Consider the following 23591-nt stretch of genomic DNA (forward strand, 5'->3'; position numbering starts at 1 on the left):
GCATCGAATTCCCATAACGAGACAGCCAATGTCCGACACCAACGCTGTACACAAACCTTTGAGTTCTGCCCTGATCCTGCTGATGTCGATTGCCACCGGCCTCGCGGTTGCCAGTAACTACTACGCCCAGCCGCTGCTGCACACCATCGCCCAGCACCTGGGCCTGAGCACCGCTACCGCCGGCACCATCGTCATCACCGCCCAACTGAGTTACGGCGCCGGGCTGTTGCTGCTGGTGCCGCTGGGGGACCTGTTCGAACAACGCCGGCTGATTTTCATCATGACCCTGCTCAGTGCCCTCGGCCTGTTGATCAGCGCGTTCTCGCCAAGCCTGCCCTGGCTGCTGTTCGGCACCGCGCTGGCCGGCCTGTTCTCGGTGGTGGCCCAGGTGCTGGTGCCGATGGCCGCCAGCCTGACCGCGCCGGAACAGCGCGGGCGGGTGGTCGGCACGCTGATGAGCGGCTTGTTGCTGGGCATTCTCCTGGCGCGCACGGCGGCGGGCCTGCTGTCCGACATTGGCGACTGGCGCAGCATCTACCTGCTGGCGGCCGGCCTGATGTTTATCTGTGCCTTCGCCCTGCTGCGTGCCCTGCCGGAAAACCACCAGCATGCGGGACTGAGTTACCCGGCCTTGCTCGGCTCTGTGTTTCGCCTGTTCGTCGAGGAGCCGGTGCTGCGGCTGCGCGCCGTCATGGGCCTGCTGACCTTCTGCCTGTTCGCGTTGTTCTGGACGCCCCTGGCCTTCCTGCTGGCGAGCCCGCCCTATGGCTATTCGGATGGGGTGATCGGCCTGTTCGGCCTGGCCGGTGCCGTCGGTGCCATGGCGGCGAACCTCGGCGGGCGCATGGCCGATCGGGGCAAGGGCGAGTTCGCCACCACCCTGGGCCTGCTGGCGTTGCTGTTGTCATGGCTGCCGCTGGGCTTTGCCGGACATTCACTGGCGGCGCTGCTGATCGGCGTGCTGGTGCTGGACTTTGCCGTGCAGCTGATTCACGTCAGCAACCAGAACGCCGTGTTCAAGATCCGCCCCCAAGCGCGCAACCGTCTGAATGCCGGTTATATCACCTGCTATTTCATCGGCGGCGCGCTGGGCTCGCTGCTCGGGGCGCAGTTGTACGGGCCCTATGGCTGGAACGGCATCGTCACCGCCGGCGGCTTGATTTCCGCCCTGGCGCTGGGCATCTGGGTGGTGATGCAGCGCCGCAGCGGACTGTCGGTGTCCGCTGCCTGAAAGACCACGCCGTCAGACAAGGTCCCAGTCAATCGTCGGTAGCCCGACCGGCGCCAGCGGGAAATGCTTGAGCGACTGCACGATCCGATCCGCATGCTGGTATTTCTCCGCCGCCATCGCCGGATCGGGCACCGCCACCGCATACATGCCCGCCGCCTTGGCCGCCGTCACGCCAAACGGCGAGTCCTCGAACACCAGGCAGTCCTCGGCCGCCACTCCCAGGCGCTTGGCCGCCAGCAGGAAAATATCCGGCGCCGGCTTGGCTTCGCCGACTTCGGGGTCGTCGGCGGTGACAATGGTATCGAACAGCGCAAACCATTCCCGGTGCAGGGTGGTCTTCAACTCGAACGAGCCCCGCGAAGAACTGGTGCCCACCGCAATCGGAATCCCGTGGGCCGACAGATGCCGCACCAGCGCCTCGGCGCCGGACATGGAACCGGCCTTGGGGAAACGCTCGCGCATCAGCGGCTCGCGCACCTCCAGGAACTCCTGGGGGCTGATCGGCAACTCCATCGCCTCGACCACGTAACGGGCCAGGTCGCCGGCACCACGACCGATGATGTGCTGTTTGTGATCCCAGCCGAAGGTCCGGCCGTAGCGACCGACGATAAGCTGCGTCACTTCGGAATAGATGCCCTCGGTGTCGAGCAGCAAACCGTCCATATCGAAAATCACGGCCTTTACCGGGCCCGGGGTAGAGAGTGCTGCGGTCATCGCATCCGCCGTATACAGGGTTGAAAGCCTGCTAGCGTCGCAGAGCCGGGCGATTCTTTCCATCCGAGAGTGAAGCCGCTAGCATGGTCGCAGTATTTTCCAGGCCCACGGGCCCGCCGACGGCTTGCCGCCCGGCCATCCGACAGAGACGCCAGCATGATTGCCAAAGAATCCCGAACCGAGGTCGCCCTTGCCAGGTTCCTCGACGCCCACCCGCACCTGCGCGAAGAAACCCGCGACCTGAGCCCGAAGGAACAGCAGCAACAGTTCCAGTGGGCCTTCGAGGACGAAGCCGAAAACCAGGGGCTCGAACCCTGGGAACTGACCTTGCAACTGGTGGCTGAAACCCCTGAGGAGCTCAAGGCCATGCGCCTGGAAGTCCACCGCGAAGTGGCCGAGGCCCTGGGCATGGATTGGGACGAGTATTGCTCGTTCAACGAGATCAGCGAAGACTGAGTGGTTGCAAACGGGGACCGTTCGTCGCAGCAACGGCACTTGAGCCCATGGCTGGGGACCAATATCAGGTAAGGACTCTTTATCGACAAGGAAACTCGCCATGAATCCGTCCCCCCTTGCCAAGCTGGCCTTGGCCGCACTGCTGTCCTCCCTTTCCATGACCAGCTTCGCGGCCCAGCCCGGCACCGGCCCGACCGATCCGCTCGAGAGCCCGCAGCCGCCCCTGGCACCGGGCGGCATCAACCCTGGCAACAATCCGGTGATCAACAACGGTGCCACACCACCTGGTACCGAAAGCGGTATCGACCCTCGAACCCAGGGTAATGATCCCGGGCGTCAAGGCGGCATGAACACCGACGGCAACGGCCCCGTGGGTGATGAAGCCCGCAGCAACCCCGGTGGCTCCCGCAGTTCCGGCGGCACCGAAAACAAGCTTCCAGGTCTCGGCAGCGGTTCCCCACAGAAATGACCTGAAGTGAGAAGGGCCGGTTCAAGTCCTTGAGCCGGCCCTTCTGACAGGCGCCTAGAGCTTGGCGGGTATTTGCCTCGCCAGTTGTCCCCCTCCAATGAAGAACGCCTGTTGATTGGCCACCAGTTCGGAACGCAATTCGCCCACGAGGTTGGAAATGGCCCTGGCACTGGTCAAGCGGACCGTGGAAATCCCCGTCACCAGCAAATCCACCCTACCCGAATCCGGGTCGAAGACCTTCACCGTCAGCGAGCTGTCATGGCTCACCGTGCATTGGCAACGAAGGGGTAAAAAGCCGAGTTCAATGATGTTGCGCAGTTCAAGAATGGAAATCACATCAATACGTCCCTATAGAGTGATGGAAAAGCAACCGCGCAAGGCAATCCGTGGGTTCTTGTCGGCACCAGGAGCCTCGCGCTTCTGGCGCCGGCCTTCGATAGAGGCCCTGGCAGACATCGTAGCTATGTGACGCCACTTAGTCGTCAGCACCGTTCACTTTTCCTTACGTACGCCATCTCTTACACCGACTCCATCATTCCGAGAGCGCCCAGGGCACTCGCTCAATTGCCCTTGTGATGGCTCATTTCCAACTTCCTCGCCATGTCCAGATGCATCTGCAACTTGGGCAGGGTCTGTATGGCGAAGGCCTTCAACTCCGGGGACGCGGAATGTTCAGCTTCATCCTTGAACAGCTGGATCGCGTCCTCATGGGCCTTGATCTGGTTGGCCACATAGGCGATATCGAAGGATTCACCTTCCTGCACCTGCAACATCAGCTTGCGCGCCCGGTCGAGGATTTCCGCCTCCGGAGCCATGGGCAGGTCGTGATGGGCGGCGATGGCCTTCAGGTCGCGGTTGGCGTCGGTGTGGTCCTTGATCATTTCCACGGCAAAGCTGTTGATGTCCGTGGACGTGGTTTTCTGGATCGCCAGGCGGCTGGTCTCGATCTCGGCGATCCCGGACGCCGAGGCCGTATCGATGAACTGCGCGGGGGTACCGGCATTGACCGGCCCGGCGAGGCCCGCGCCCAGCAGCAGGACAAGAGAGGTGAGACGTAACAGGGGGGTCTTCCGGCTCATGGGCGTTCTCCAGCACTTTAAAAAAACAGGTGGGCTGAAGGATTGGAAATAATCGGGCGGGCAAGGTTTAGAAAAAAACCGCGGGACTGACGAACGGTGATCGGCACAGCAGGTATCCTGCAGGCTTGCGCCCCCATGACCCGCTCAATTCCCAGGCAAAAAAAAGCCCGCGGGAGGGCGGGCAAGGGAAGCTTTTGAACGAGCGCGATTACTATAGACGCTGCTTGGCAAGCGAATTATGAAACATTTTTCATCTGCGCTCGGCGGCTGACAGAAAGGAACAGGCATGCTTTGGGTGGTCATGCTCGGCGGAAAACATCCCCGGGCGAAAATAGAAGTGCACGATGTGGCCTTTGTACTGGCCGACAACCTGGAGGCCACCTATCCGCAACTGCGCCAGGAGTGGTTCGGCAGCCCCGCCGGCCTGCATATCGATGCCTGGATGCGGGTCGACGGCGTCGACGGTTGGAAGGTCGAACTGAGCAACCTGGCGCCCGCCCCCGGCTCGCCGCGCCTGTACTTTATCAACCTGGGCGGCTACGAAGCCCGGGCCTTCGGCGAAGCGCATCATTACCTGCTGGTGGTGGCCCGCGACAAGGCCGAGGCCAAGCGCCTGGGCATGCGGCAGATGCTGGCAGGCTGGGAGCAGGCGCACACCGATGCCCTGCTGGATATCGACGACTGCCTGCCCATCGACCTGGTCGGCGGGCGTTATATCGAGCTGGTGCAGGCGCCGAATCGCGGCATTGTGCAGGGTAATGACTATATCGTCCTGCCCTGAGCATCACCTGGTCCCGATCAACGAAACTCGATGCCCGGCAGATCCATTTCGGGCACGTCGCCCAACAGGAAATCGCGAAAGGCCAGAATGCGTTCCTTGCGCAGGCTGCTTTTCAGCCAGACCAGGTAGTAAGCCTCGCCCGAGCCGACGGCAGTCCTGAACGGCAGCCCGAGCAAACCGCCACGGACATCTTCGAGGATCAGGTAAAGGTCACCGATCGAAACGCCGTGCCCGCGCATGGCGGCCGAGATCCCCTGGTCCAGGGTACTGAACAGCTTGCCACGCTCCACCCTCGCCCGCCCTTCCCATCCCATACCCGCCAACCAGCGCCGCCAGTCGCGCCGGTCCGTGGACGAGTGAATCAGTTCGTGCTGCTCCAGGGTGTCGGGACTCCAGGGTTCGACCTCCAGAAGCTGACTCGAACAGATCGGAATCAGCCACTCGTCGAAGAGCTTGCAGCACTCGACCTGGGCACCAAAACGCCCGTCACCGAGCAGAATTGCACAGTCATAGGGTTCGGTGTGGAGGTCGACGGTGTCGATATCCATCCACACGCTGGACAGTTGCACCGGCAAGTCAGGGTTCACCTGCTTGAGGTTTTCCAGCGACTGCAACAGCCAGCGCATGGTCAGGCTCGACGGCGCCTTCAGCCGTAGCTGCTCGGCATTGGCGCGAAAAGGCAGACAGGCCTCCTCGATCACCTTGAACCCGGTTTTCAAGCCATGGGCCAGGCGTTGCCCGGCTTCGGTCAATTGCAGCTTCGGGCCATTGCGCTCGAACAGATGACAGCCGAACAGCGCCTCTAGATTGCGAATATGTCGACTGATGGCGCTCTGGGTCAGCGACAGTTCCTCGGCGGCGCGGGTAAACGAAGAGGACCGGGCCGCCACCTCGAAAGCACGCAGGGCATAGAGCGGTGGGATACGTTCGGCCATGGGCTCGCCTCACTATGATTAATAATCATAGTGAGGCACAGATTTATCCATTTTTCAAACCCGCGGCACTCCCTCAGGCTTGCCGGACTCGATTCTCCCGCGCAGGCGCTCCTCCATGAACCTCTCGTTGCTACTGCTTTACCTGCTGAGCATTTCCCTGCTGATCGTGACACCCGGCCCGGTGGTCGCGCTGCTGGTCAACACCAGCCTGGGGGCCGGCAGTGGCCGGGCGCTGCTGACGATGCTCGGCACCAATGGGGCGTCGCTGGTACTGGCGCTGCTGGCGGCGCTGATTTTAAGCGGCGGCCTTTCGCTCAACCTGCAATTGATCAATGTCGTCAGCCTGAGCGGCTGTCTGTTTATCGGTTACCTGGGAGTAAAGAGCCTTCAGGAAGCCCTCTCGACAGCTGTCGACGACGGTGTGCAAGCCAACAGGAGCGAGCGGCGCACCGGTTTCGTCAATGGCTTCCTGGTGGGTATTTCCAATCCCAAGGAGATCATCTTTTTCGTCTCCTTCTTCCCCCAATTCATCCAGGTCACGCCGTCCTTCGGCCATAGCGTGGCGTTGCTCGCGGTGCTCTGGGCGGTGATCGACCTGGCGGCCATGACCTTCTATATCCTGCTCGCCCGCCAGGCCTTTGCGGTCAGGCACAAGGCCAAGATCACCTTCGCTTCCGGCATCCTGCTGCTGATGATGGCGATATTCGGAGTGCTGTACGCCGCCAGGGCGCTGCTCGCCAGCCTGAATTGAATGGCGTGTTTTAGTCATGATTCGGTCAATGAATGATGATTAGCAGCGCGCCGCCGTTCTGCTAGGGTCTTTTACCTGGGTCAGGGAGAGCGGCGGATGAACGAATTCGAACAACAGATCTTGTCGGTCAATGGGATCGAACTGAGCGTGCATGTGGCGGGGCCGCTTGACGGCCGGCCGGTGTGGCTTCTCCACGGCTTCCCGGAATGCTGGCATTCCTGGCGCAACCAGGTGCCGGCGCTGGTGCAGGCGGGTTATCGGGTGTTTGTCCCGGAGATGCGTGGCTATGGGCGCAGCAGTGCCCCCGCCGATGTGAACGCGTACGACCTGCTGACACTCTGCGCCGATATCCAGGCCGCCATGGATGCCTTCGGGCACACGCAAGCCTGCATCGTCGGCCACGACTGGGGCGCGCCGGTGGCCTGGCACCTGGCGTTACTGGAGCCGCAGCGGGTCAAGGCGCTGGTCACCTTGTCGGTGCCTTTTGGCGGACGCCCCAAGCGCCCGGCGACCGAACTGATGCGCGAGCACTATGCCGATCGCTTCAACTACATCCTCTATTTCCAGGAACCCGGGATCGCCGAACAAGAACTCGATGCGGATATCGACCGGAGCTTGCGGGCGTTTATGGGCGACACCGAGGTCTTCCTGCAAACCAAGGCCGTCGATGCACGTTTGTTTGACGGCGTGGTAGTGGCCACGGAGTTACCCGATTGGTGTGCGCCCGCGGATTACGAAATCTACCGGCAGACCTTTGCCGGCCTGGGCTTTCGTGGCGCGCTGAACTGGTATCGCAACTTCGAACGCAACTGGCAGCGCACGGAGTTTCTGGCAGGTTTGCAGGTCCGGCAGCCGACATTGTTCCTGATCGGCGATCGCGACCCGGTGGGTGTGCTGGAAGCCCACACCATCAAACGCATGCCGGGGCTGGTGCCGCAACTCGAACAGCAGCTGATCGAGGATTGCGGGCACTGGATACAGAGTGAGAAAGCCGAGGCCGTGAATGCGGCAATGCTCGGGTTTCTTGGGCGGGTTTATGCCGAAGGGGCCGGAACAGCGAGCTGAGACAATGGGCGACTGGCAATCAGGATAAACAGCACCGACAGCAGCGCACAAAGCGCTCCCAGCAGAATCGAAGCCACGTAGCTCTGATAAAGGTCAAACAGCAGCCCCGCGGCACTCCCGCCGATCAGGGCAGCGACCCCGACGGACATGTACAGGGCACCCAGAATGGCGCCCAGGTTCGCCGTGCCGAACCAGTTGGCCGCCACCGCCGGGTAGAGGGAAATGCAGCCCCCATTGGCCACGCCGAAACACGCGGCGAACAGCGCCAGCGTGGTGAAGGAATGGGCACCGAGCCACAGCAGATTGAGCAGCACCAGCGCGAAGGTCAGCAGCATCAGCAAACGCCGTGCGCCCATCCGGTCACCGAGGCTGCCCAGGAACAAGCGGCCGGCGACGTTGCCGACGCCGATAAGGCCGATCAGCAAATTGGCTTGGGTAGCGGAAATACCAAACTGGCGCGCGTAGGGATTGATGTGTACCAGCGCGAGAAACAGACCAACCGAGCCAAAGAAAATCGCCCCGAAATACCACCAGAATCGCGCCGTTCTCGCGGCTTCGGCCAAGCCCATGCCGTTGGCGGCCACATGATGCTGGGGGCTCGAAAAAGAAGGTACGAGACCATCCGGAAAAAGTCCCAGCTCCTGTGGATGACTCCTGAACAGCGAAGCCACCGGCAGACCGACCACCAGAATGGCCCCGGCAAAGATCTGCAGGGTCGACTCCCAGGAGAAATACTGCATCAGCAATCCGGCGACCGAGGGGCCGACAAAGGTCCCGACCCCGGTGCCCGCCAGCGCAATACCCGAAGCCTGGCTGCGGTTCTTCACGAACCAGCGCTGCACCGCCGTCACCGTCGGCACATACACCAGACCGACACCCAATCCGACCAGCACACAGAAGCACACCAGGAACCACTGCAAAGAGTCAGAAGCCAGGCTGCTGAGGAAAAAACCCAGCGCCAGCAGGATGATGCCAAGGCCGATCACCACCCGGGCCGAGATCCGATCAGCCAGGGAACCGGAGAAGACCCCGACCGAGTAATAGATCAGGGCCGTCAGTGAAAACACCGAGGCCACGGAAAAACGTCCCACCTCGAAGTTGGACTGGATCTGTGAGAGGAACGCCCCGAAGGAGTAGGCACCGCCAAAGATAAGGGCCAGCAACACATGCGCCGCGAACACGACGTACCATCCCGGGAATACCTTGGTTTTCATCACAGTCCGCTCTCGGATCCTGCTTATGGTTAAGCGCAACATCCATTTCAGATCCGATCATGGCTGCCGCACGCTCTTGTATATACATGAACATGCAACTTTACAGCCAACCTGTATCCGCGCGTATCAAAAACCCATAAAAAACGTAATACATTGAATTTTATATAAAAAATATAAAACCACAGACCCGGTCGGCTTTTTTCGGCCGTCGCGTTCGGAATTCTTTTGCCGCACGACGATACATTCAGTAACAGCATGTCTAGGCTTGGGACAAGGTCGCTCGGATGGGCATCATTTCTTCCCAAGGACAAGTTGCCGCACCATCAGGTTTAATCCAGACTGCCGTATCAATAGTTGTTCCACTACTTCTCGGGAAGGCAAACGTGGCATACCGGTTTTCGCTCACATCCCGAATGACGCTGCTCATTGTCATCATGGGCACAGTGCTCGTTGGCTCCGATATCTGGCGCAGTTTTACCGCTCGCTCGGTGCAACTGGGCGAAGTGACAACCGCCACCGCGAACCTTTCCCGCGCGATGGCTCAACATGCCGACGACACGTTCAAGGAAGCCGACCTGGTACTGAGCGGAGTTGTCGAGCGTGTCCAACGCGACGGCACCACCGCACCAGCACTGGAGCGCTTGCACCAGCTCTTTGTCTCGCGGCTCAGCGAACTCTCGCAACTCGATGGCCTCTATCTGTTCGACCGCAATGGCGAGTTGCTGGTCAGTTCGTTACCCGGGCCTTTGCGCAGCTACAACAACTCTGATCGTGAGTATTTCATCTTTCATCAAAATCACCCTGATCGAGGCGTACGGATATGGCCTCCGCTGCGCAGCCGCTCTACGGGAAAGTGGACGATTCCGGTGTCGCGACGCATTGACGATCCAGACGGCAGCTTTGCCGGTATCGCCGCCGCCACGATCGATATTGATTTTTTCTCGCAGTTTTATAATCGCCTCGAGATCGGGCAGGAAGGGGCCGTTGCCCTGGAATTTGACTCAGGCGTCATGGCCGTCCGGCGTCCATTCGAAGAACGCCTGATCGGCGCAGACGTGACCACTACCCGGCTTTTCCAGGAGCACAAACTACAACCGCAAGGCGGTACCTTTTCCATTGCCTCGGCTCAGGACGGCGTGGTCCGCCTGAATAGCTATCGCAGCCTGAATGACTATCCGCTGTTCGTCGCCGCAGCCCTCTCGAAGGATGAAAACCTCGCCTCCTGGTGGTCGGATACGCTGTGGCATGCCGCGGGAGTGGGGTTGCTGGTCTGCGTGCTGATCATTTTCGGCCTGCGCCTGATTCGCCAGGTGAACCTGCAAAGCAAAACCGAAAAAGAGCTGGCCGCGAGCCTGGAAACCACCCGGGCGATCCTGGAGACAGCCGCCAACCCGATTATCACGGTCGATGGCGCAGGCAAGGTACGATCACTCAACCCAGCCGGCCAACGGGCGTTCGGCTACGACACAGAGGAAATACTCGGGCGCAATATCAGGACGCTTGTCCCGGAATCTCACCTCGCGGCGTACAACGCTTATACCGCGGAATTCTCACAGCAGAGCTTCACTGAAACCGGTAGCAGCGTGGAATTGTCCGGCTTGCGCAAGGACGGGTCGACCTTTCCACTCTACGCCTCCACCAGTGCAATGAAAGGCACCGACGAACGCTGCTTCGTCTGTGTCATGACCGATATCACCGAACAGAAGAAACACCGCAGCGATCTTGCCGCCACCCGTGACCACCTCCTGTTGGCCGCCGATATCGCCGAGCTCGGCATTTGGTCATGGAACCTGTGCGACGGTACGCTGCATTGGAATGATCGTATGTTCGAGATCTATGGCTACTCACAGGCGCTGGTCGAGAATGGCCTGAACTTCGAACATTGGCGCTCGCGTTTTCACCCGGATGACCTGGAGATCGTCATCGCCGCACTCAACGCGGTGATCGATGATCGCGAACAGCGCCTGCCATCGTTCCGGATCGTCCTGCCCGACGGGCGAGTGCGCTACCTGGAAACCCGCGTCCGGGTCGAACGTGATGCCAGCGGTACACCGACCCTCATGACCGGGATCAATCATGACGTGACGGCCCAACATGAAATGGAAGTGAGCCTGCGCCATGCCAAGGAGCAGGCCGATGCGGCGAGCGCAGCCAAATCATCCTTCCTGGCGAACATGAGCCATGAAATCCGCACGCCCATGAACGCTGTGCTGGGGATGCTGCATCTGGTGCAGTTCACGCCGCTGAACCTGCGTCAGCGCGACTATGTGAGCAAGGCCCAGACAGCCGCCCAGTCGCTGCTTGGGCTGCTCAATGACATTCTCGATTATTCGAAGATCGAGGCGGGCAAGCTCCAGCTGGATCCGCATCCATTCGACTTCGAACCCTTGATGCAGGACCTGGGTGTCGTATTGGCCGGCAACCAGGGCCAGAAGGATATCGAAGTGTTGTTCGATATCGATCCGGCCCTCCCCAGTGGCCTGATCGGCGACAGCCTGCGCTTGCAGCAGGTCTTGATCAATCTCGCCGGCAACGCCCTCAAATTCACCTTGAAAGGACAGGTCATCGTCAGTCTTGAGCTCCTGGAGCGCACGGCCTCCAAGGTCCAGGTCCGAATTGCCGTAACGGACAGCGGCATCGGCATGAGCCCCGAACAGATAGAACATATCTTTGAAGGTTTCAATCAGGCCGAAGCCTCGACCTCACGCCGCTTCGGCGGCTCGGGTCTCGGCCTGGTCATCTGCAAGCGCCTGGTCAAACTGATGGGGGGCGATCTGCTGGTGGAAAGCCGCCCTGATGTGGGCAGCCGGTTCTGGTTCGATGTCTGGCTGAAGGTGGACGCAGGCGCAACGACAAGGACCCTCCCCGCCAACCATTCAATGCGGGTGCTGGTGGTCGACGACAACCCGATTGCCGCCGAGTTGCTGATGCGCACGGTGGCCGCCCTGGAATGGCAGGCCGACCTCGTCTCCTCGGGTGTCGAGGCCGTGAACAAGATAAGCAAGGCCCTCCATGAGGGAGAGCGTTATGACGTGGTCCTGATGGATTGGCGGATGCCGGATTTGAATGGCATGAGCGCGGCCAAGTTGATTCGCGAACTGAAAGGACGGTTACCGCCGCCCGTGGTCGTCATGATCACCGCCTATGGGCGCGAAGTCCTCGCCGAGAGCCATGATCGCGGCGATGCCCCTTTTGCCGGGTTCATTACCAAGCCCGTGACGCCCCGACAGCTGACCGAGGTCATTTTGCGGGCGTTGCAAGGCATCGACACACCGACTGAGACTCCAGCGCTTGAGCACAAACCTTCAAGGCGTCTTGCGGGTCTCAACTTCCTGGTGGTGGAAGACAACGCCTTGAACCGTCAGGTCATCGAGGAGCTGCTGAAATCGGAGGGCGCCTCCGTGCAATTGGCCGAAGGCGGTTTTGAGGGGGTCAACTGCGTGATAACGGGGAACACGTCCTTCGATGCCGTGCTGATGGATGTGCAGATGCCTGACATCGATGGCTACGAAGCGACCCGGAGAATTCGCGCCAACCCCCGCTTTACCACGCTGCCCATCATTGCGATTACCGCCAATGCGTCCTCTTCCGATCGGCAGGCCTGTTTGCAGGCGGGGATGAACGGGCATGTCGGCAAACCGATCGATATCGAGCATCTGGTTTCGGTGCTGCGGGCACAACTGGAGGGAAAAGAGCCCCCGGCGCCAGTCGCGCGCCCTGTCGCAAATGATCCGGTCATGGAACAAGACGAACTTATTGAAGACCATGCTTCGATCGTCAAGCGGCTGGATGGAAACCTGAACCTGATACGCAGTGTCCTGAAGATCTTTGGTGCCGAGACGGAAAAGCAACTCCAGAACCTGGACGAGCAGATAGCGCAAAAAAACCGGGTGGGCGCCGCCAGTGTATTGCATGCCATCAAGGGCAGCGCCGGCACCATGGGTGCCCTCGCGCTTTCAAGAAGAGCCGGCCAGCTTGAGCAGGCGCTGAACGCTGGCGCGGCATCGGCAGCCGACGATCCTCTGATCAATGGCTGCAGTGCTGAACTGCGGCAATTGATGCAGGCCAGCCTTGAGCAATTGACCATAGCGTTCGCCGAGCCCGCGGGTCCGGTTGAGCCGGCTGGAGAGGCGTTGCCTTTGACTGAATGGCGGCTGCATTTAAACGAAATACTCACGCTGCTGAATGCTTCGAACCTGCAAGCCATTGCGGCAGCGGAAGCACTTCTTGCCCAAACGCCGGCGGAACGACTGGCCCGATTCAATCCGTTTATCAAACAGGTCAGGGCATTGGACTTTACGGCCGCAGCACTGAGTGCCTATGAAATGCTGGAGCAAGCCTGACCATGGAGCGAATTCTCGAAGATTGGCTGCTTCATACAAACCGACGTCCCAAGATTCTGATTGCTGACGATCAGCCCACTAATATCCGGGTGTTGTACGAACTGTTTTCCGCGCAGTGCGACATCTTCATGGCGGCCAACGGCGAGCAGGCGCTGAAGATATGCCGGGCCGAGTTGCCCGACCTGATTCTGCTCGACGTGGTGATGGAGGATATCGATGGCCACGAGGTGTGCCGCCGACTCAAGGCCGATCCGTTGACAAGCACGATACCGGTCATCTTCATTACCGCGCAGAACCAGGCCGCGGATGAAGTCATTGCACTGGGGCTCGGGGCGGTCGACTTTATTGTAAAACCCATCAACTCGGTGATCGTCCGCGCCCGGGTCCAAACTCACCTGACCTTGAAATTGCAGGGTGACTTGTTGCGTGCGCACGCCTTTCTGGACGGCTTGACCGGTGTGGGCAATCGACGCAAGTTCGATGACGATTTGCTCACCAATTGGCGCCAGTGCTTGCGCGACAAGGTGCCCATGTCCCTTATCTTGCTGGATATCGACTATTTCAAGCGTTACAACGACCGCTATGGCCATCAGAGTGGGGACAGCTGCCTGAAGCTGGTCGCCAAGACGCTTTGCGAGTCGCTCCGGCGTCCCCATGACAAAGTGGCAAGGTATGGCGGCGAGGAGTTCGCCTGCATTCTGCCAAAAACGAAACGTGAAGACGCGGTCAGGATCGCCGAGGCCATGCAGGAGCGTATCCGGGCGCTGGATATCGAGCATCTCGGCTCGGAGGTTGATCGGGTGGTCACCACCTCCTCGGGGGTGGCGACGCTGGTGCCTGCACTCGGTGGCGGTCCGGAGGCACTGTTGGCGGCGGCGGATGTGCAGCTTTATGAGGCGAAGCGTGGCGGGCGGGCACGGGTTTGTGCGGCTGGAGATGAGTGACGGGCGGCCTTTCGGTCACCCGCGCCACCTTGCTCCGTCAGACCTTGAAATGGCTGACCATCATCTGCAACTGATTGCCCAAGCGTGCCAGCTCGACGCTGGAGGCGGCGGTTTCGTCGCTGGCGGCGGCGGTCTGCTCGGAAATGTCGCGTACGTTGATGATGCTGCGACTGATCTCGTCGGCCACGGTGCTTTGTTGCTCGGCGGCGGCGGCGATCTGCTGGTTCATCGACTGGATGTCAGACACTGTGCGGGTGATATTTCCCAGTGAGACACCGGCCTTGCGCGTCAGCGCAACGCTGTTATCGGTCAGGCTACGGCTGTTGCTCATGACGTTGGCCACCTGCTGGGTACCGCTCTGCAAGCCGGCGACCAGGCCTTCGATTTCCTCGGTAGACTTCTGGGTGCGCTGGGCCAGGCTGCGAACTTCGTCGGCGACCACGGCAAAACCACGACCGGCCTCACCGGCACGGGCGGCTTCGATGGCGGCATTGAGCGCCAACAGGTTGGTCTGCTCGGCCACGGCCTTGATCACATCCATGACGCTACCGATCTTGTTGCTTTCCTGCTGCAGGAGGGTCATGGCCTCGGTGGAGCGCAGCACTTCCGCCGCCAGGCGCTCGATCTGCGCGATGGCCTCGGCAACCACCTTGTCACCTTCACGGGCCTGGCCGTCGGCATCCGCGGCGGCTTGCGAGGCTTGTGCGGCGTTGCGCGCGACAGCCTGCACGGTGGTGCTCATTTCGTGCATGGCGGTGGCGACCTGATCGGTCTCGACCTTCTGACTGTTAACCCCGACGCTGGTCTGTTCGGTCACGGCCGACAGTTCCTCGGCGGCACTGGCGATCTGCGTGACACCATCGCGAATACCGCTGATCAGGTTGCGCAGGGTCTCGCCCATGAGCTGGATGCCTTGTTGCAGCGTGCCCAGTTCATCACGGCGAGTGACCACCTGGTTGTGAGTGAGGTCGCCACCGGCAATACGCTCGACGACGCCGAGGGTTTCGCGGATCGGTCGGGTAATCTGGCGGGTGATGATGACGGCGGCCAGGATGCCGAACAACAAGCTCAACAGGGTGCTGCCCAATTGCATCATGCGCGTCTGGCTGACCTCGCTATCGCGGCTGTCCACCTGCCCCTGGTAAAGGGCCTCGCTGCGAGCCGATATCTCCACCACTTGGTCGGCCAGTTCCTTGCCCGTCTGGGTAACGACATCATTGGCCGTTTTGTAGCCCAGAAAGGCGGTTCGGTAATTGCCCAGGGCGGTTTCCAGCTGGCGCAATGCATCCGGCAGGGGCGAGCCGAAATGTTCGCCAAGCTGTTTCAGGCTGCCAATGGCTCCATTTAATTGGTTGATGGCCTTCTGCTCGGTATCCGCGTTAGCCCCGGCAATGTAACCGCGTACTTCGAAACGGCTGAGCAGGAACTGCTCCCTGGTCTGGGCGACGGCCTGGAAGCGTTCGATACGCTCTGCGTCGCCTGGAGGCATTTGCAGCACGCCACTACTGACCGCATCGATCAGTTTCAAGGCCGCCGCGCCGTTATCACTGAAGGTTTGTCGGGCACTGTTGCGGGCGCGATAGGCGTCATGCATTTTATTCAGAGACTGCTGGAATTTGCCGATAATGACTGCCTGTTCTCCAAGCAGTTTCACAAAATCCGGGTTCTTGAACGTCTGGGTCAGTTTTTGATCCTGGGCACTGAATGCGTCCAGGGCGGACTGCACGTTCTGTGCCGCTGCTTCATCGCCATTGCTCAGCATGTACTGCAGGCGAGCCACGCGCACCTTGTTCAGCAAGGTATTTAACAAGGTGATATCGCCCATCCGATCACTGCGCCAGATCAACTTGTCCAGGCTGGTCCAGCTGGTCAGGGCAAGGACAGTGGTCAGTGCCAGTACCAGGCCGAAGCCCAGGGCCAGCTTGAGGTTGACGCTGATATTGCCGAACCATTTGTTCATTCAATCCTCCACAATGCATGCTGTTCTTGGTTTTCGGGGCAACAGGGAGCTGTCCCCGGGGACCACCGGTGATCTTTCCATGGCAGGTACAGGCGCGATATGGCTTCGAAGGAACGTTTTTATTGGTTTTTTCTCGATGTTATCCACAGCTGTTTGATGGCAATAAGAGCAGCCGTTACTTTCCTCGACATATCCATACGGATGGAATGGCTGAGGCGAGTTATTCGAGGTTCTCGGAAACCGCTCTTGGATAGATCGAGAGCAAGGCAAGCCCCGCTGGGATAAGGACTTTTGCTCAGGATACTCAGAACCGGAGCCGGATGATAGCGCTAGGCCACTATCACCGAAAAGGTTTCACGCGAATCAGGGATCCCGGAGTCAGTCAGCGAGTCCGCCGGTTGGCTACAGACCATTGCGCTCCTGCAACTCCCCTCGTCCAGCATATGGCACAGCACACCCTGGCATCGCTGCTGACCAGCGGAGAGTGCGTGGTGAGAGCTTTAAAGGCTCGTCCATGACTGGACCTGAACCTGTTGATCTGTCCCCCAATCAAAACAACGCCTTTTCTTACAGAATCCAGCTCCATTTCCCCTCTTGCCCAGTTATGCATCAGGCGTTAAGGTTCATTCATCGCTGCACATTCAGCGATACAGGATTGGCGTCCTGTGAATACGAGGCGGCCCTAGATAACCGCTTACAGCGGTTTTTTTGTGTCCGCAGCATAGCTCCCCCGTTATGGGTGGAGCTGTGCGTGGGCATCTTCGGATGCACCGGTTCTCGTATCCGGCACGCCAACCCGCACGGCTCCGCCCACCCGAATTGGCGTTCGGGTGGCGGTATCAACACCGCTTATACGAGAGTTACATCATGACCGAGCACTTCGAACCCACTCGTTTCACCCGCCATAACCGTTTTATCCATGCACTGATACTGGAATCACAAGCCTGGTTCAGCCTGACTGACCTTGGTCGCCTGATGGGCCGCCCACTGGACGAGCGCCTGGCTCGCAAGCTCGACAGCGATCAACGCCGCGTGCTCTGGCTGAACTACCATGGAAAAATCCAGGAAACCCTGATGGTCAGTGAGTCGGGCGTCTACGCCTTGATGGTTCACCATCACATCCCGGAAAACCAGAGTCTGCGGCAATGGCTGACGCATGAAGTCATTCCTGCATTGAGAAATATCCAGACAAGCATCCCCGATCAAGGTCCTAGCCTTAGTTCGCTACACTGGGCAGGTCATGCGGTCAGTCTGCTGCATTGGCAGAACGAGGCGTGGGTCAGGTGGCGAGATATGCCAGGGCTAATACAGCCGACGGAAAGAATGCCGGTCTAACCGACCCGGAAACTAAGCCGCATCACCACAGAAAAATGATGGTGCGGCTCACTCAAAAAAGCAGCCTTTTGAGATAGCGCACTAGCATAGGGTGCTAGGGGTCGAGTTGTCCCTTGATGACCCGCGTCGGGGTGACGGGTTTAGCTAGCGAGAGGGATGGGTGACGGTGCAACAGGATTGGATCAGAGATCCCAGGGCCGCCTCGCACCTGAATACCGTTCAGACCTTAATTCAACAGTCAGTTGACATCATCATTACGATGCCAAAAGATGACAAAGCAGCGATGACTGCTGCAAGGAAATGCCAATGGCAATCAAAAGTGACACCTTCAGCCGCGTTGAGCTGAGTGATAACGACGCTGTGCGTTTTGTTCAACACATGCGTGAAGACAAGCCCAACGCACAAGCCAAAGCCTCGTATGCACGCGGCCGTACTCTCCTGAACCAGGTTTTCAGTAGCCAAGCTGCACGCGCTCGCTGACCTGAGTAAACGCCGATGCAGCCAGGTCTTGATTACTTCATAGAAAAGCTTGATCCGCTTCACCAACCGAACAAATTCTCTATAGGCCCAGACGAAGATCTGCGCCCCCTGAAGTCGTTCATCCAAGATAACGCCATGGAATATCAGGCGGCGAACGTAGCCGTCACCTATGTGGCCGCGCTACCTCCTGCCGATCCTAAAGCGCGGCCCCGGGTGATTGGATATGTAACTCTGACCTGCAGCGAAATTGAGCTGCATGACACCTATGCCCTGGATGACTGCGAGCACGCCAATCGCTATTCGTCCATGCCAGCACTGAAGATCGCTCGGCTTGCAAGCCATGCTGAATATGCGGGTAAAAAAATAGGCACGGTACTGATGGAGTTTGCCATTGCCATGGCGGCAGACTTCGTCGCCCAGCATGTCGGGTGCAGGTTCCTGGTCACTGACTCCAAGGCAAAATCAGTCTCGTTCTACGAAAAGGTGGGCCTAACGCTTCTGGACACCGAGGAAAATCGAGCTCGCAAAGAGCCGGTTATGTTCCTGGACCTGAATAAGCTTGTACTGGATCAAGGTCCTGGGCCAGATGAGCCCCTGTCAGCAAAAAAACAAACAGAAGCAGTCCAGCACAAGGCCATCGTATAACGCCGTTGCCTATCCATCGTAAAACAGGTGGGTTGCGAGAGGTACAGCAGACATGCACGATGCTATCGCGCAGTACGTTGAGCACGAGGAAAACGTGAAGCGTTCCGACAGGACACGCTGAAGGCATGGGCAGTGTTTCAAGCCAACGACCTGCACACGACGACTGGTGAAGTCGAGAAGTGGCTTTCAAGTTGGGGCACTGAAAATGAATTGCCTGCGCCTGTATGCCACAAGTGATATTCGCTGCTGCCCTTGGTTGCTGGAGTTCTTGCGTCCGTAGAACACCGACGCCACCAGTCGGGCAAGTGCCACAATCAGCTAGCAGCTACAAACCCGAGTCTTATGTTCATATTTCCAGCCTCGGCACGCCAGCCCCAAATGCTTGGGAATCAGCGCGGAACCACCGCTGTAGGCTGTGATGGTCTGGAGTGTAAACCCCAGCGCCACCGCCGCCGCAGATAGCGAAGGTTGTTGTTGGCGAGCCAACGCTTGAAATCCTTCGCTAACGTTACTCACCCGCTTGTTCAAGCGCCAGTCGATGCAAGGTCATAGCTGGCAGTTCAAGATCGTCCCCCCAGTTCACATCAAAGCCCCATTCTCCCACCTCGGCTTTTTCAAACAACGCAAGATCTTCCAGAGGTTTGAGTACAGGGAATGCACGAATATGCGCCACCAAGTCGATGGTATGGCGCTTGCCGTTGCTCCAGTCGACGGCCAAAGCCAGTTTGCCAGCGACAGGATGCACAGCTGTGATACGAAACTTGCTGATCATTTTTAAGTCCTCCGGTTCTGCTCGCTCCACGCACGCTATAGCTCAGCGGTGTTAGCTCTTGCCCACAACAGGGCAGCTGAAAAACCCAGTGAATACGGAGCTTTCAGCGATCCCCTCACCCACAAAGTACTAAATTATCTCTTTCCGGTGGCGTTCCTGAAAATTGGAACGCACGTGATCAAGCGAGGGGATACCACTCCAGCCACACCACCACCTTTTCGTTTTACTGACCTTTGCAGGGACTACGTGACCGGAAAGCCGGCGCCGCCGGGGCTTTCAGGGATATCGATATCGTTCCTGGAGCACGCTAAAAGCTCACCTGGTGCGACCGATTCAGAAAATGAAAACGCAGCAAAACGCCTGTATTCAAAGGCTCGCCCCTTGTAAACCGTGGCCTCCAACAAACCATCCCCGATCCCGCTCGCCTTGGGCTCTGTGCAAAGCCGCTGCACCTCTTTGCAAAACCTTGCACACCATGCAATTGCCAAACACGCCACAGACCCCGCAGCGGGCCTGGACGGGAGCACCGTTTGCACCACCGCCCGGGTTTGCACAAAAAAGGGACGCAAAGCCCGTCGGCGGGAGGGGGATAAGTGCTTTTTCAGCTCATTTTTTCGTGATGCCGTGTGATTCCCAGCTAGACATCCAAGCACCGAGGCGATCTTGAAACGAGGTTCCGACAAGCCCCTATTTGAAACACATCCAATAGCGTTGCCGTTCTAATTCGTAGTACCTTTAGCTTATCAAGGACATCCAATAGCCAAAGGACCGAAACAATGAGTATTACCCCACGCGGGATGAGTGTTACCGAAGCTTATAGGCTTTACCGAGATGACAAATTTATTGTCAACCGAAAGTATCAAAGAAAATTAGTTTGGACTTTAGCCGAAAAACAAAAGCTAATAGACAGCCTTATTTCAGACTACCCCATCCCGTTGATTATGCTCGCAGACGCCTCAAGAGGAAGTGATACCTATTATGAAATAATGGATGGAATGCAGAGATTAAATGCTATTTTCTCGTTCATAGAAAACGGATTTTCAATAGACAACAAGTATTTCGACACCACCGAGTTCTCTAGAGCAAAGCTAGCGGCTGAAGCTGGAATTTTTGAGCCCGTAGATCGTGATACAAATAGCTTTCTACAAGCTAATATATGTGCCAATCTATTAGACTACCAGCTTGCAGTCACAATCTTCCCAATTGAGAGTGAAGCACAAGTTACAGAGGTTTTTGGCAGAATAAACTCTGGTGGCAGACAGCTTAGTGCCCAAGAGAAAAGACAGGCAGGGCAGGTAGATGATTTCTCTCTACTCGTAAGAGAGCTTGCTTCTGAAATTCGCGGAGACTCATCCAGAGAGGTTTTGCCACTATCAGGAATGCCCGAAATAAGTATTGACTCCAACCGCGCCAGCATGGGTTACACGCTAAAGTCAGAAGAAATATTTTGGTGTAGGCAAGGGATATTAAGAGGCCAGCAACTCCGAGATAGCGAAGACGAGGAAATGATAGTTGACATATGCGCATCTATCATACTAGGCGAGCCCATAGCTCGAAGCAAAGAACTGTTTGACAAAATTTACAATGACGCGGAGCCTGAGTATTCAAAAGTACGTAGAGCATTGAATACTTTCGGACGAGATAGACTTAAAGAAGAAGTAAAAGTCACCATGTCAGTCATGAATCAAATAATTCTTGGCTACAATGAAGGCGCCAATGCGTTGCGGGCCGTTGTAAACCCGTCCTCGATGAACCCTATAAAAAACTCATTTTACTCAATATTCATGGCCCTTCATCATCTTGTCATTGAAGAGGAACGATCTCCGGATGACTATGGGGACATCATGAAGGCTCTCACCGGTCTGCAAAAACAAATGATTCGAAATGCGAATTACGCCACGACTGCTGACCGCCGCAAAAACGTCGACAAAACCATAGGTCTGGTTCAGAGATACTTTATTAAAAAGGATCCTCCTATGCTTCGGCATGGCGCTGGTTTGGCGCTTGACATGGAGAACTCGTTAAGACGCTCTCGCATTGAAACTTCCAGATACGAATGTAAACAGGGGCTGATGATATTAGCCGAGCCTCGAAAAACAGATACCGACCTGCCTGCAAAAATAATATCAACAATCTGTGGTATCGCTAACGTTGGCCCAGATGCGGATGGCTATATCTTCATCGGTGTGGCGGATAAAAAATCTGATGCCGAACGCGTTGAAGTATTAGATGGCGTAAAAGCCGTAACCGTAGGAAGTAGATACGTTGTTGGACTCGAAAGAGAAATGAATCTAATGGAAATAAACGACGAACAATATCTCGAAAAATTCCTTGAAAACATTCGCTCATCACAACTTTCAGAGCCTTTAAAATCACAAACATTGTCCCAGGCAGATTTTGTTGAGTATAAAGGCCTATCAGTACTAAGGATCCGCATCCCTAAACAAAAAGCAGTTTCCTTTGTGGGCGACGAAGCTTATATCAGAGAAAATTCATCCACAATTCTTGCTGCCGGAAAAAAATTACTGGCCGTGAGCGACTTATTCTCCAAGTAACTTACTGAGTTATAAGCCGAAGTTCAACCTTCATTTTGTTCGCCACCATCGCTGCTGATGAGAAATCTGACGCGTTCGATGGGGGCGGACTTGAGGAATGAACATGGCTTGCGATATTAATATTCATTTCCTCTATCAGTTTTATCAACTCGCACAGAACTTGCAGCACATTCACTGATTCAGATCCCAACCAGGTCTTGGGTGCTTGCAGGCTGTGACTGACCACCGCTACGCTCTCGCGCAAGCCCTGAATCCGCTTCTGCATATCTCCACCCACTGTGGCGTTGTGCTTCTGCCCCACCAGCAGATTCAGATCCCGGCCAGTGGCCTGGTGCAGATCGTCAACGGCCGCAAGGCTCGCCGATCCACCCGACAACAGCTTGAGCGCCCCCTGGGCCTCGATCGTCTTGATGCCACCCAACTGACTCGGTGGAATGGTCGTCGACGTTCCTGGTGTGATTCTGGAAGCGCTCAGTGTTGCCCATGGCTTCCACTTCCCGCTCGATCGCCTTGTCCAGGATCTTGCCGTCCGTCTGGCGCAACCAGTTGCCGTCCGCGTCGACGCGCTGCTGGCATGCCTCGCTGTGCTGCCAAACCTGATCCCCTTTCGGTACCCGGGGCACGCTCAGGCCGTGAGGCAGGATGGTTTGGACATACGGTTTGTGCGGCAGGCCGTAGGCGAAGCACACCACCACGGTGGTGCCCTCTCCAGGAAAGCCATAGATTCCCATTTCCTCACCTCCCGTAGACAGCGGCAGAGGCACGCCAGACAGTTGGGGCAGACTCGGATCGGGCTTACCGTCCGGCCCCAGGACCTCAATGTCCACCGCATAGCGTGGCCGAAAGTCGTCGCAGATCCCGGCGCCGGCGGGCGCATCAGCCACGGCCACCACCCGGGCAAAGCGTGGCAGGTGGTAGCCACCGGTTAGTTCAGGGAATTGTCGTTCTAAGCTACGGCGGATTGCGTCGTCCATCTACTCACCCAGATCAGATTTATTTTTCTCCCCATAGAGAGAAATTACATAATTAACAAAAGCAGAGCAGCATACGAGCATAAACTTCGCATCGGCCTTACTCAACGAGCTTTCTCCCAACAACGCATGGCGAATACCATCAGCATCATTTGTATAGCCATAAATCGATGCAAACGCAGATTTTAAGGCAGGATGCAACCCTTTGACTTTTTCAACCTCTTTTAAAAGCTGCCCAAGAGTCCCACCCTTCCCCGTTACTTCGACAACTAATGACTCTACAGCACTAATACTTTCCTTTATTGAGTTCCGATAGTCCGGTTGGTTACGATCTGCAAGCAGGTCAACTGCCCGCGCCAAATGCGTTCGCACTCCCGAGTAGGCTTCCGAAGCTACTACAGCAGCTTCGACCTCATCTATTTCAACTTGCGATGTAATTTCGACCACTTTACCACTCACAAATCTATATGCAGAACTCTCCTCCTCAAGGAGTTTGTTCAAAATAGAGACAATCTGATCTGAATCCTCTCGACTTAAATTGCAGGAAAGAAATTCAACAAAATCAAAAACCTCATACCATGAAGCCTTTGAGAAGAAGTAATTCCGCAACTCTAGCAAATATGTAGACCAGAGCGGCGGCATATCATCTAGAACTTTTTTAAAATAAAAAATCCAAATATTACCAGCAAGCCCTTCAAAATTAGACCCCCGAACATAGTCAGCTCGATTGCGACCATATGCCGGAGCAGGCCTATATTTGTTAAATACTATAACCGTCAATACATTCCACATTCCATTTTTTAATTCTTCATCAACCGATTCGCGCTGGGCGATTTTCATCCCTGGCTTATAGTTATATCTCTGTGAAAACTTCATGTTCCCTCCATCAGT

The 23591-nt window shown here is 57.3% G+C and carries 20 protein-coding genes and 1 pseudogene; 12 read left to right on the forward strand and 9 right to left on the reverse strand.

From position 1 onward, the window contains the following. Positions 1-28 precede the first annotated feature (28 nt). Positions 29-1231 (forward strand): MFS transporter, encoded by a 1203-nt coding sequence (locus tag M5B42_RS09620; RefSeq protein ID WP_248745659.1) that lies wholly within the window; start codon positions 29-31, stop codon positions 1229-1231. A 12-nt stretch (positions 1232-1243) separates the two neighbouring features. Here the strand turns inward: M5B42_RS09620 and M5B42_RS09625 are convergent, their stop codons facing one another. Continuing rightward, positions 1244-1945: an HAD-IA family hydrolase gene (locus M5B42_RS09625; protein ID WP_248745660.1), complete on the reverse strand. Its 702-nt coding sequence runs from the start codon at positions 1943-1945 to the stop codon at positions 1244-1246. 156 nt (positions 1946-2101) lie between these two features. On the opposite strand from M5B42_RS09625, the gene M5B42_RS09630 reads away from it, so the two are divergent. Both M5B42_RS09630 and M5B42_RS09635 read left to right on the forward strand, forming a co-directional pair. Continuing rightward, positions 2102-2401: a DUF6388 family protein gene (locus M5B42_RS09630; RefSeq protein WP_103497325.1), complete on the forward strand. Its 300-nt coding sequence runs from the start codon at positions 2102-2104 to the stop codon at positions 2399-2401. A gap of 100 nt (positions 2402-2501) precedes the next feature. Continuing rightward, positions 2502-2870, forward strand: coding sequence for a hypothetical protein (locus tag M5B42_RS09635; RefSeq protein ID WP_248745661.1), 369 nt, complete (start codon positions 2502-2504; stop codon positions 2868-2870). 54 nt (positions 2871-2924) lie between these two features. On the opposite strand, the gene M5B42_RS09640 is transcribed toward M5B42_RS09635, so the two are convergent. Further along, positions 2925-3206 (reverse strand): DUF1652 domain-containing protein, encoded by a 282-nt coding sequence (locus tag M5B42_RS09640; RefSeq protein WP_177101601.1) that lies wholly within the window; start codon positions 3204-3206, stop codon positions 2925-2927. A 224-nt stretch (positions 3207-3430) separates the two neighbouring features. Then, positions 3431-3949 carry a DUF4142 domain-containing protein gene (locus tag M5B42_RS09645; RefSeq protein ID WP_248745662.1) on the reverse strand — a complete coding sequence of 173 codons (519 nt, stop codon included), beginning with the start codon at positions 3947-3949 and terminating at the stop codon, positions 3431-3433. A gap of 286 nt (positions 3950-4235) precedes the next feature. Here M5B42_RS09645 and M5B42_RS09650 point away from each other — a divergent pair, with 286 nt between their 5' ends. After that, entirely contained in the window at positions 4236-4730 is a 495-nt protein-coding gene (locus tag M5B42_RS09650) for a DUF1543 domain-containing protein (protein WP_248745663.1), read from the forward strand. 17 nt (positions 4731-4747) lie between these two features. Here the strand turns inward: M5B42_RS09650 and M5B42_RS09655 are convergent, their stop codons facing one another. Then, positions 4748-5665 carry a LysR substrate-binding domain-containing protein gene (locus tag M5B42_RS09655; RefSeq protein WP_248745664.1) on the reverse strand — a complete coding sequence of 306 codons (918 nt, stop codon included), beginning with the start codon at positions 5663-5665 and terminating at the stop codon, positions 4748-4750. 115 nt (positions 5666-5780) lie between these two features. Here M5B42_RS09655 and M5B42_RS09660 point away from each other — a divergent pair, with 115 nt between their 5' ends. After that, positions 5781-6416 carry a LysE family translocator gene (locus M5B42_RS09660; RefSeq protein ID WP_248745665.1) on the forward strand — a complete coding sequence of 212 codons (636 nt, stop codon included), beginning with the start codon at positions 5781-5783 and terminating at the stop codon, positions 6414-6416. Positions 6417-6512: 96 nt separating this feature from the next. Further along, positions 6513-7481, forward strand: a complete 969-nt coding sequence (locus M5B42_RS09665; protein ID WP_248745666.1) for an alpha/beta hydrolase — start codon at positions 6513-6515, stop codon at positions 7479-7481. On the opposite strand, the gene M5B42_RS09670 is transcribed toward M5B42_RS09665, so the two are convergent. Further along, complete coding sequence (locus tag M5B42_RS09670; protein WP_248745667.1) at positions 7451-8695, reverse strand: MFS transporter; 1245 nt, start codon at positions 8693-8695, stop codon at positions 7451-7453. The genes M5B42_RS09665 and M5B42_RS09670 overlap by 31 nt on opposite strands. Before the next feature lie 284 nt (positions 8696-8979). Here M5B42_RS09670 and M5B42_RS09675 point away from each other — a divergent pair, with 284 nt between their 5' ends. Then, on the forward strand, positions 8980-13038 hold the full coding sequence (locus M5B42_RS09675; protein ID WP_248745668.1) for a response regulator: 4059 nt from the start codon (positions 8980-8982) through the stop codon (positions 13036-13038). 2 nt (positions 13039-13040) lie between these two features. Next, positions 13041-13982: a diguanylate cyclase gene (locus M5B42_RS09680; protein WP_248745669.1), complete on the forward strand. Its 942-nt coding sequence runs from the start codon at positions 13041-13043 to the stop codon at positions 13980-13982. 37 nt (positions 13983-14019) lie between these two features. Here M5B42_RS09680 and M5B42_RS09685 read toward each other — a convergent pair whose 3' ends face one another. Then, the gene (locus M5B42_RS09685; RefSeq protein ID WP_248745670.1) at positions 14020-15942 is read right to left on the reverse strand and encodes a methyl-accepting chemotaxis protein; all 1923 of its coding nucleotides are present in this window, start codon (positions 15940-15942) and stop codon (positions 14020-14022) included. An 867-nt stretch (positions 15943-16809) separates the two neighbouring features. On the opposite strand from M5B42_RS09685, the gene M5B42_RS09690 reads away from it, so the two are divergent. The 3 genes from M5B42_RS09690 (at position 16810) to M5B42_RS09700 (ending at position 18402) form a co-directional block, all read left to right on the forward strand. Beyond that, positions 16810-17277 (forward strand): Bro-N domain-containing protein, encoded by a 468-nt coding sequence (locus M5B42_RS09690; RefSeq protein ID WP_248745671.1) that lies wholly within the window; start codon positions 16810-16812, stop codon positions 17275-17277. Positions 17278-17583: 306 nt separating this feature from the next. Beyond that, entirely contained in the window at positions 17584-17757 is a 174-nt protein-coding gene (locus M5B42_RS09695) for a hypothetical protein (RefSeq protein ID WP_248745672.1), read from the forward strand. Between the two features lie 15 nt (positions 17758-17772). Beyond that, positions 17773-18402 (forward strand): GNAT family N-acetyltransferase, encoded by a 630-nt coding sequence (locus tag M5B42_RS09700; protein ID WP_248745673.1) that lies wholly within the window; start codon positions 17773-17775, stop codon positions 18400-18402. Positions 18403-18910: 508 nt separating this feature from the next. Here M5B42_RS09700 and M5B42_RS09705 read toward each other — a convergent pair. Further along, positions 18911-19174 carry a DUF2442 domain-containing protein gene (locus tag M5B42_RS09705; RefSeq protein WP_248745674.1) on the reverse strand — a complete coding sequence of 88 codons (264 nt, stop codon included), beginning with the start codon at positions 19172-19174 and terminating at the stop codon, positions 18911-18913. Positions 19175-19950: 776 nt separating this feature from the next. On the opposite strand from M5B42_RS09705, the gene M5B42_RS09710 reads away from it, so the two are divergent. Beyond that, positions 19951-21729 carry a DUF262 domain-containing protein gene (locus tag M5B42_RS09710; RefSeq protein ID WP_248745675.1) on the forward strand — a complete coding sequence of 593 codons (1779 nt, stop codon included), beginning with the start codon at positions 19951-19953 and terminating at the stop codon, positions 21727-21729. Position 21730: 1 nt separating this feature from the next. Here M5B42_RS09710 and M5B42_RS09715 read toward each other — a convergent pair. Then, positions 21731-22703: pseudogene (locus M5B42_RS09715) on the reverse strand (hypothetical protein). Continuing rightward, positions 22704-23576, reverse strand: coding sequence for an AbiJ-NTD4 domain-containing protein (locus M5B42_RS09720; RefSeq protein ID WP_248745676.1), 873 nt, complete (start codon positions 23574-23576; stop codon positions 22704-22706). Between the last annotated feature and the right edge of the window lie 15 nt (positions 23577-23591).

The organism is Pseudomonas sp. MWU12-2037 (assembly GCF_023242345.1).
Taxonomy (GTDB): Bacteria; Pseudomonadota; Gammaproteobacteria; order Pseudomonadales; family Pseudomonadaceae; genus Aquipseudomonas; species Aquipseudomonas gingeri_D.

Bases quoted from the DNA above. Each gene is read 5' to 3' on its own strand.
- M5B42_RS09630 (WP_103497325.1), top strand. From the start codon at position 2,102: ATGATTGCCAAAGAATCCCGAACCGAGGTCGCCCTTGCCAGGTTCCTC.
- M5B42_RS09660 (WP_248745665.1), top strand. From the start codon at position 5,781: ATGAACCTCTCGTTGCTACTGCTTTACCTGCTGAGCATTTCCCTGCTG.
- M5B42_RS09675 (WP_248745668.1), top strand. From the start codon at position 8,980: ATGGGCATCATTTCTTCCCAAGGACAAGTTGCCGCACCATCAGGTTTA.
- M5B42_RS09700 (WP_248745673.1), top strand. From the start codon at position 17,773: ATGCAGCCAGGTCTTGATTACTTCATAGAAAAGCTTGATCCGCTTCAC.
- M5B42_RS09710 (WP_248745675.1), top strand. From the start codon at position 19,951: ATGAGTATTACCCCACGCGGGATGAGTGTTACCGAAGCTTATAGGCTT.
- M5B42_RS09720 (WP_248745676.1), bottom strand. From the start codon at position 23,576: ATGAAGTTTTCACAGAGATATAACTATAAGCCAGGGATGAAAATCGCC.
- M5B42_RS09690 (WP_248745671.1), top strand. From the start codon at position 16,810: ATGACCGAGCACTTCGAACCCACTCGTTTCACCCGCCATAACCGTTTT.
- M5B42_RS09620 (WP_248745659.1), top strand. From the start codon at position 29: ATGTCCGACACCAACGCTGTACACAAACCTTTGAGTTCTGCCCTGATC.
- M5B42_RS09670 (WP_248745667.1), bottom strand. From the start codon at position 8,695: ATGAAAACCAAGGTATTCCCGGGATGGTACGTCGTGTTCGCGGCGCAT.
- M5B42_RS09705 (WP_248745674.1), bottom strand. From the start codon at position 19,174: ATGATCAGCAAGTTTCGTATCACAGCTGTGCATCCTGTCGCTGGCAAA.
- M5B42_RS09655 (WP_248745664.1), bottom strand. From the start codon at position 5,665: ATGGCCGAACGTATCCCACCGCTCTATGCCCTGCGTGCTTTCGAGGTG.
- M5B42_RS09685 (WP_248745670.1), bottom strand. From the start codon at position 15,942: ATGAACAAATGGTTCGGCAATATCAGCGTCAACCTCAAGCTGGCCCTG.
- M5B42_RS09680 (WP_248745669.1), top strand. From the start codon at position 13,041: ATGGAGCGAATTCTCGAAGATTGGCTGCTTCATACAAACCGACGTCCC.
- M5B42_RS09645 (WP_248745662.1), bottom strand. From the start codon at position 3,949: ATGAGCCGGAAGACCCCCCTGTTACGTCTCACCTCTCTTGTCCTGCTG.
- M5B42_RS09635 (WP_248745661.1), top strand. From the start codon at position 2,502: ATGAATCCGTCCCCCCTTGCCAAGCTGGCCTTGGCCGCACTGCTGTCC.
- M5B42_RS09650 (WP_248745663.1), top strand. From the start codon at position 4,236: ATGCTTTGGGTGGTCATGCTCGGCGGAAAACATCCCCGGGCGAAAATA.
- M5B42_RS09695 (WP_248745672.1), top strand. From the start codon at position 17,584: ATGGCAATCAAAAGTGACACCTTCAGCCGCGTTGAGCTGAGTGATAAC.
- M5B42_RS09665 (WP_248745666.1), top strand. From the start codon at position 6,513: ATGAACGAATTCGAACAACAGATCTTGTCGGTCAATGGGATCGAACTG.
- M5B42_RS09625 (WP_248745660.1), bottom strand. From the start codon at position 1,945: ATGACCGCAGCACTCTCTACCCCGGGCCCGGTAAAGGCCGTGATTTTC.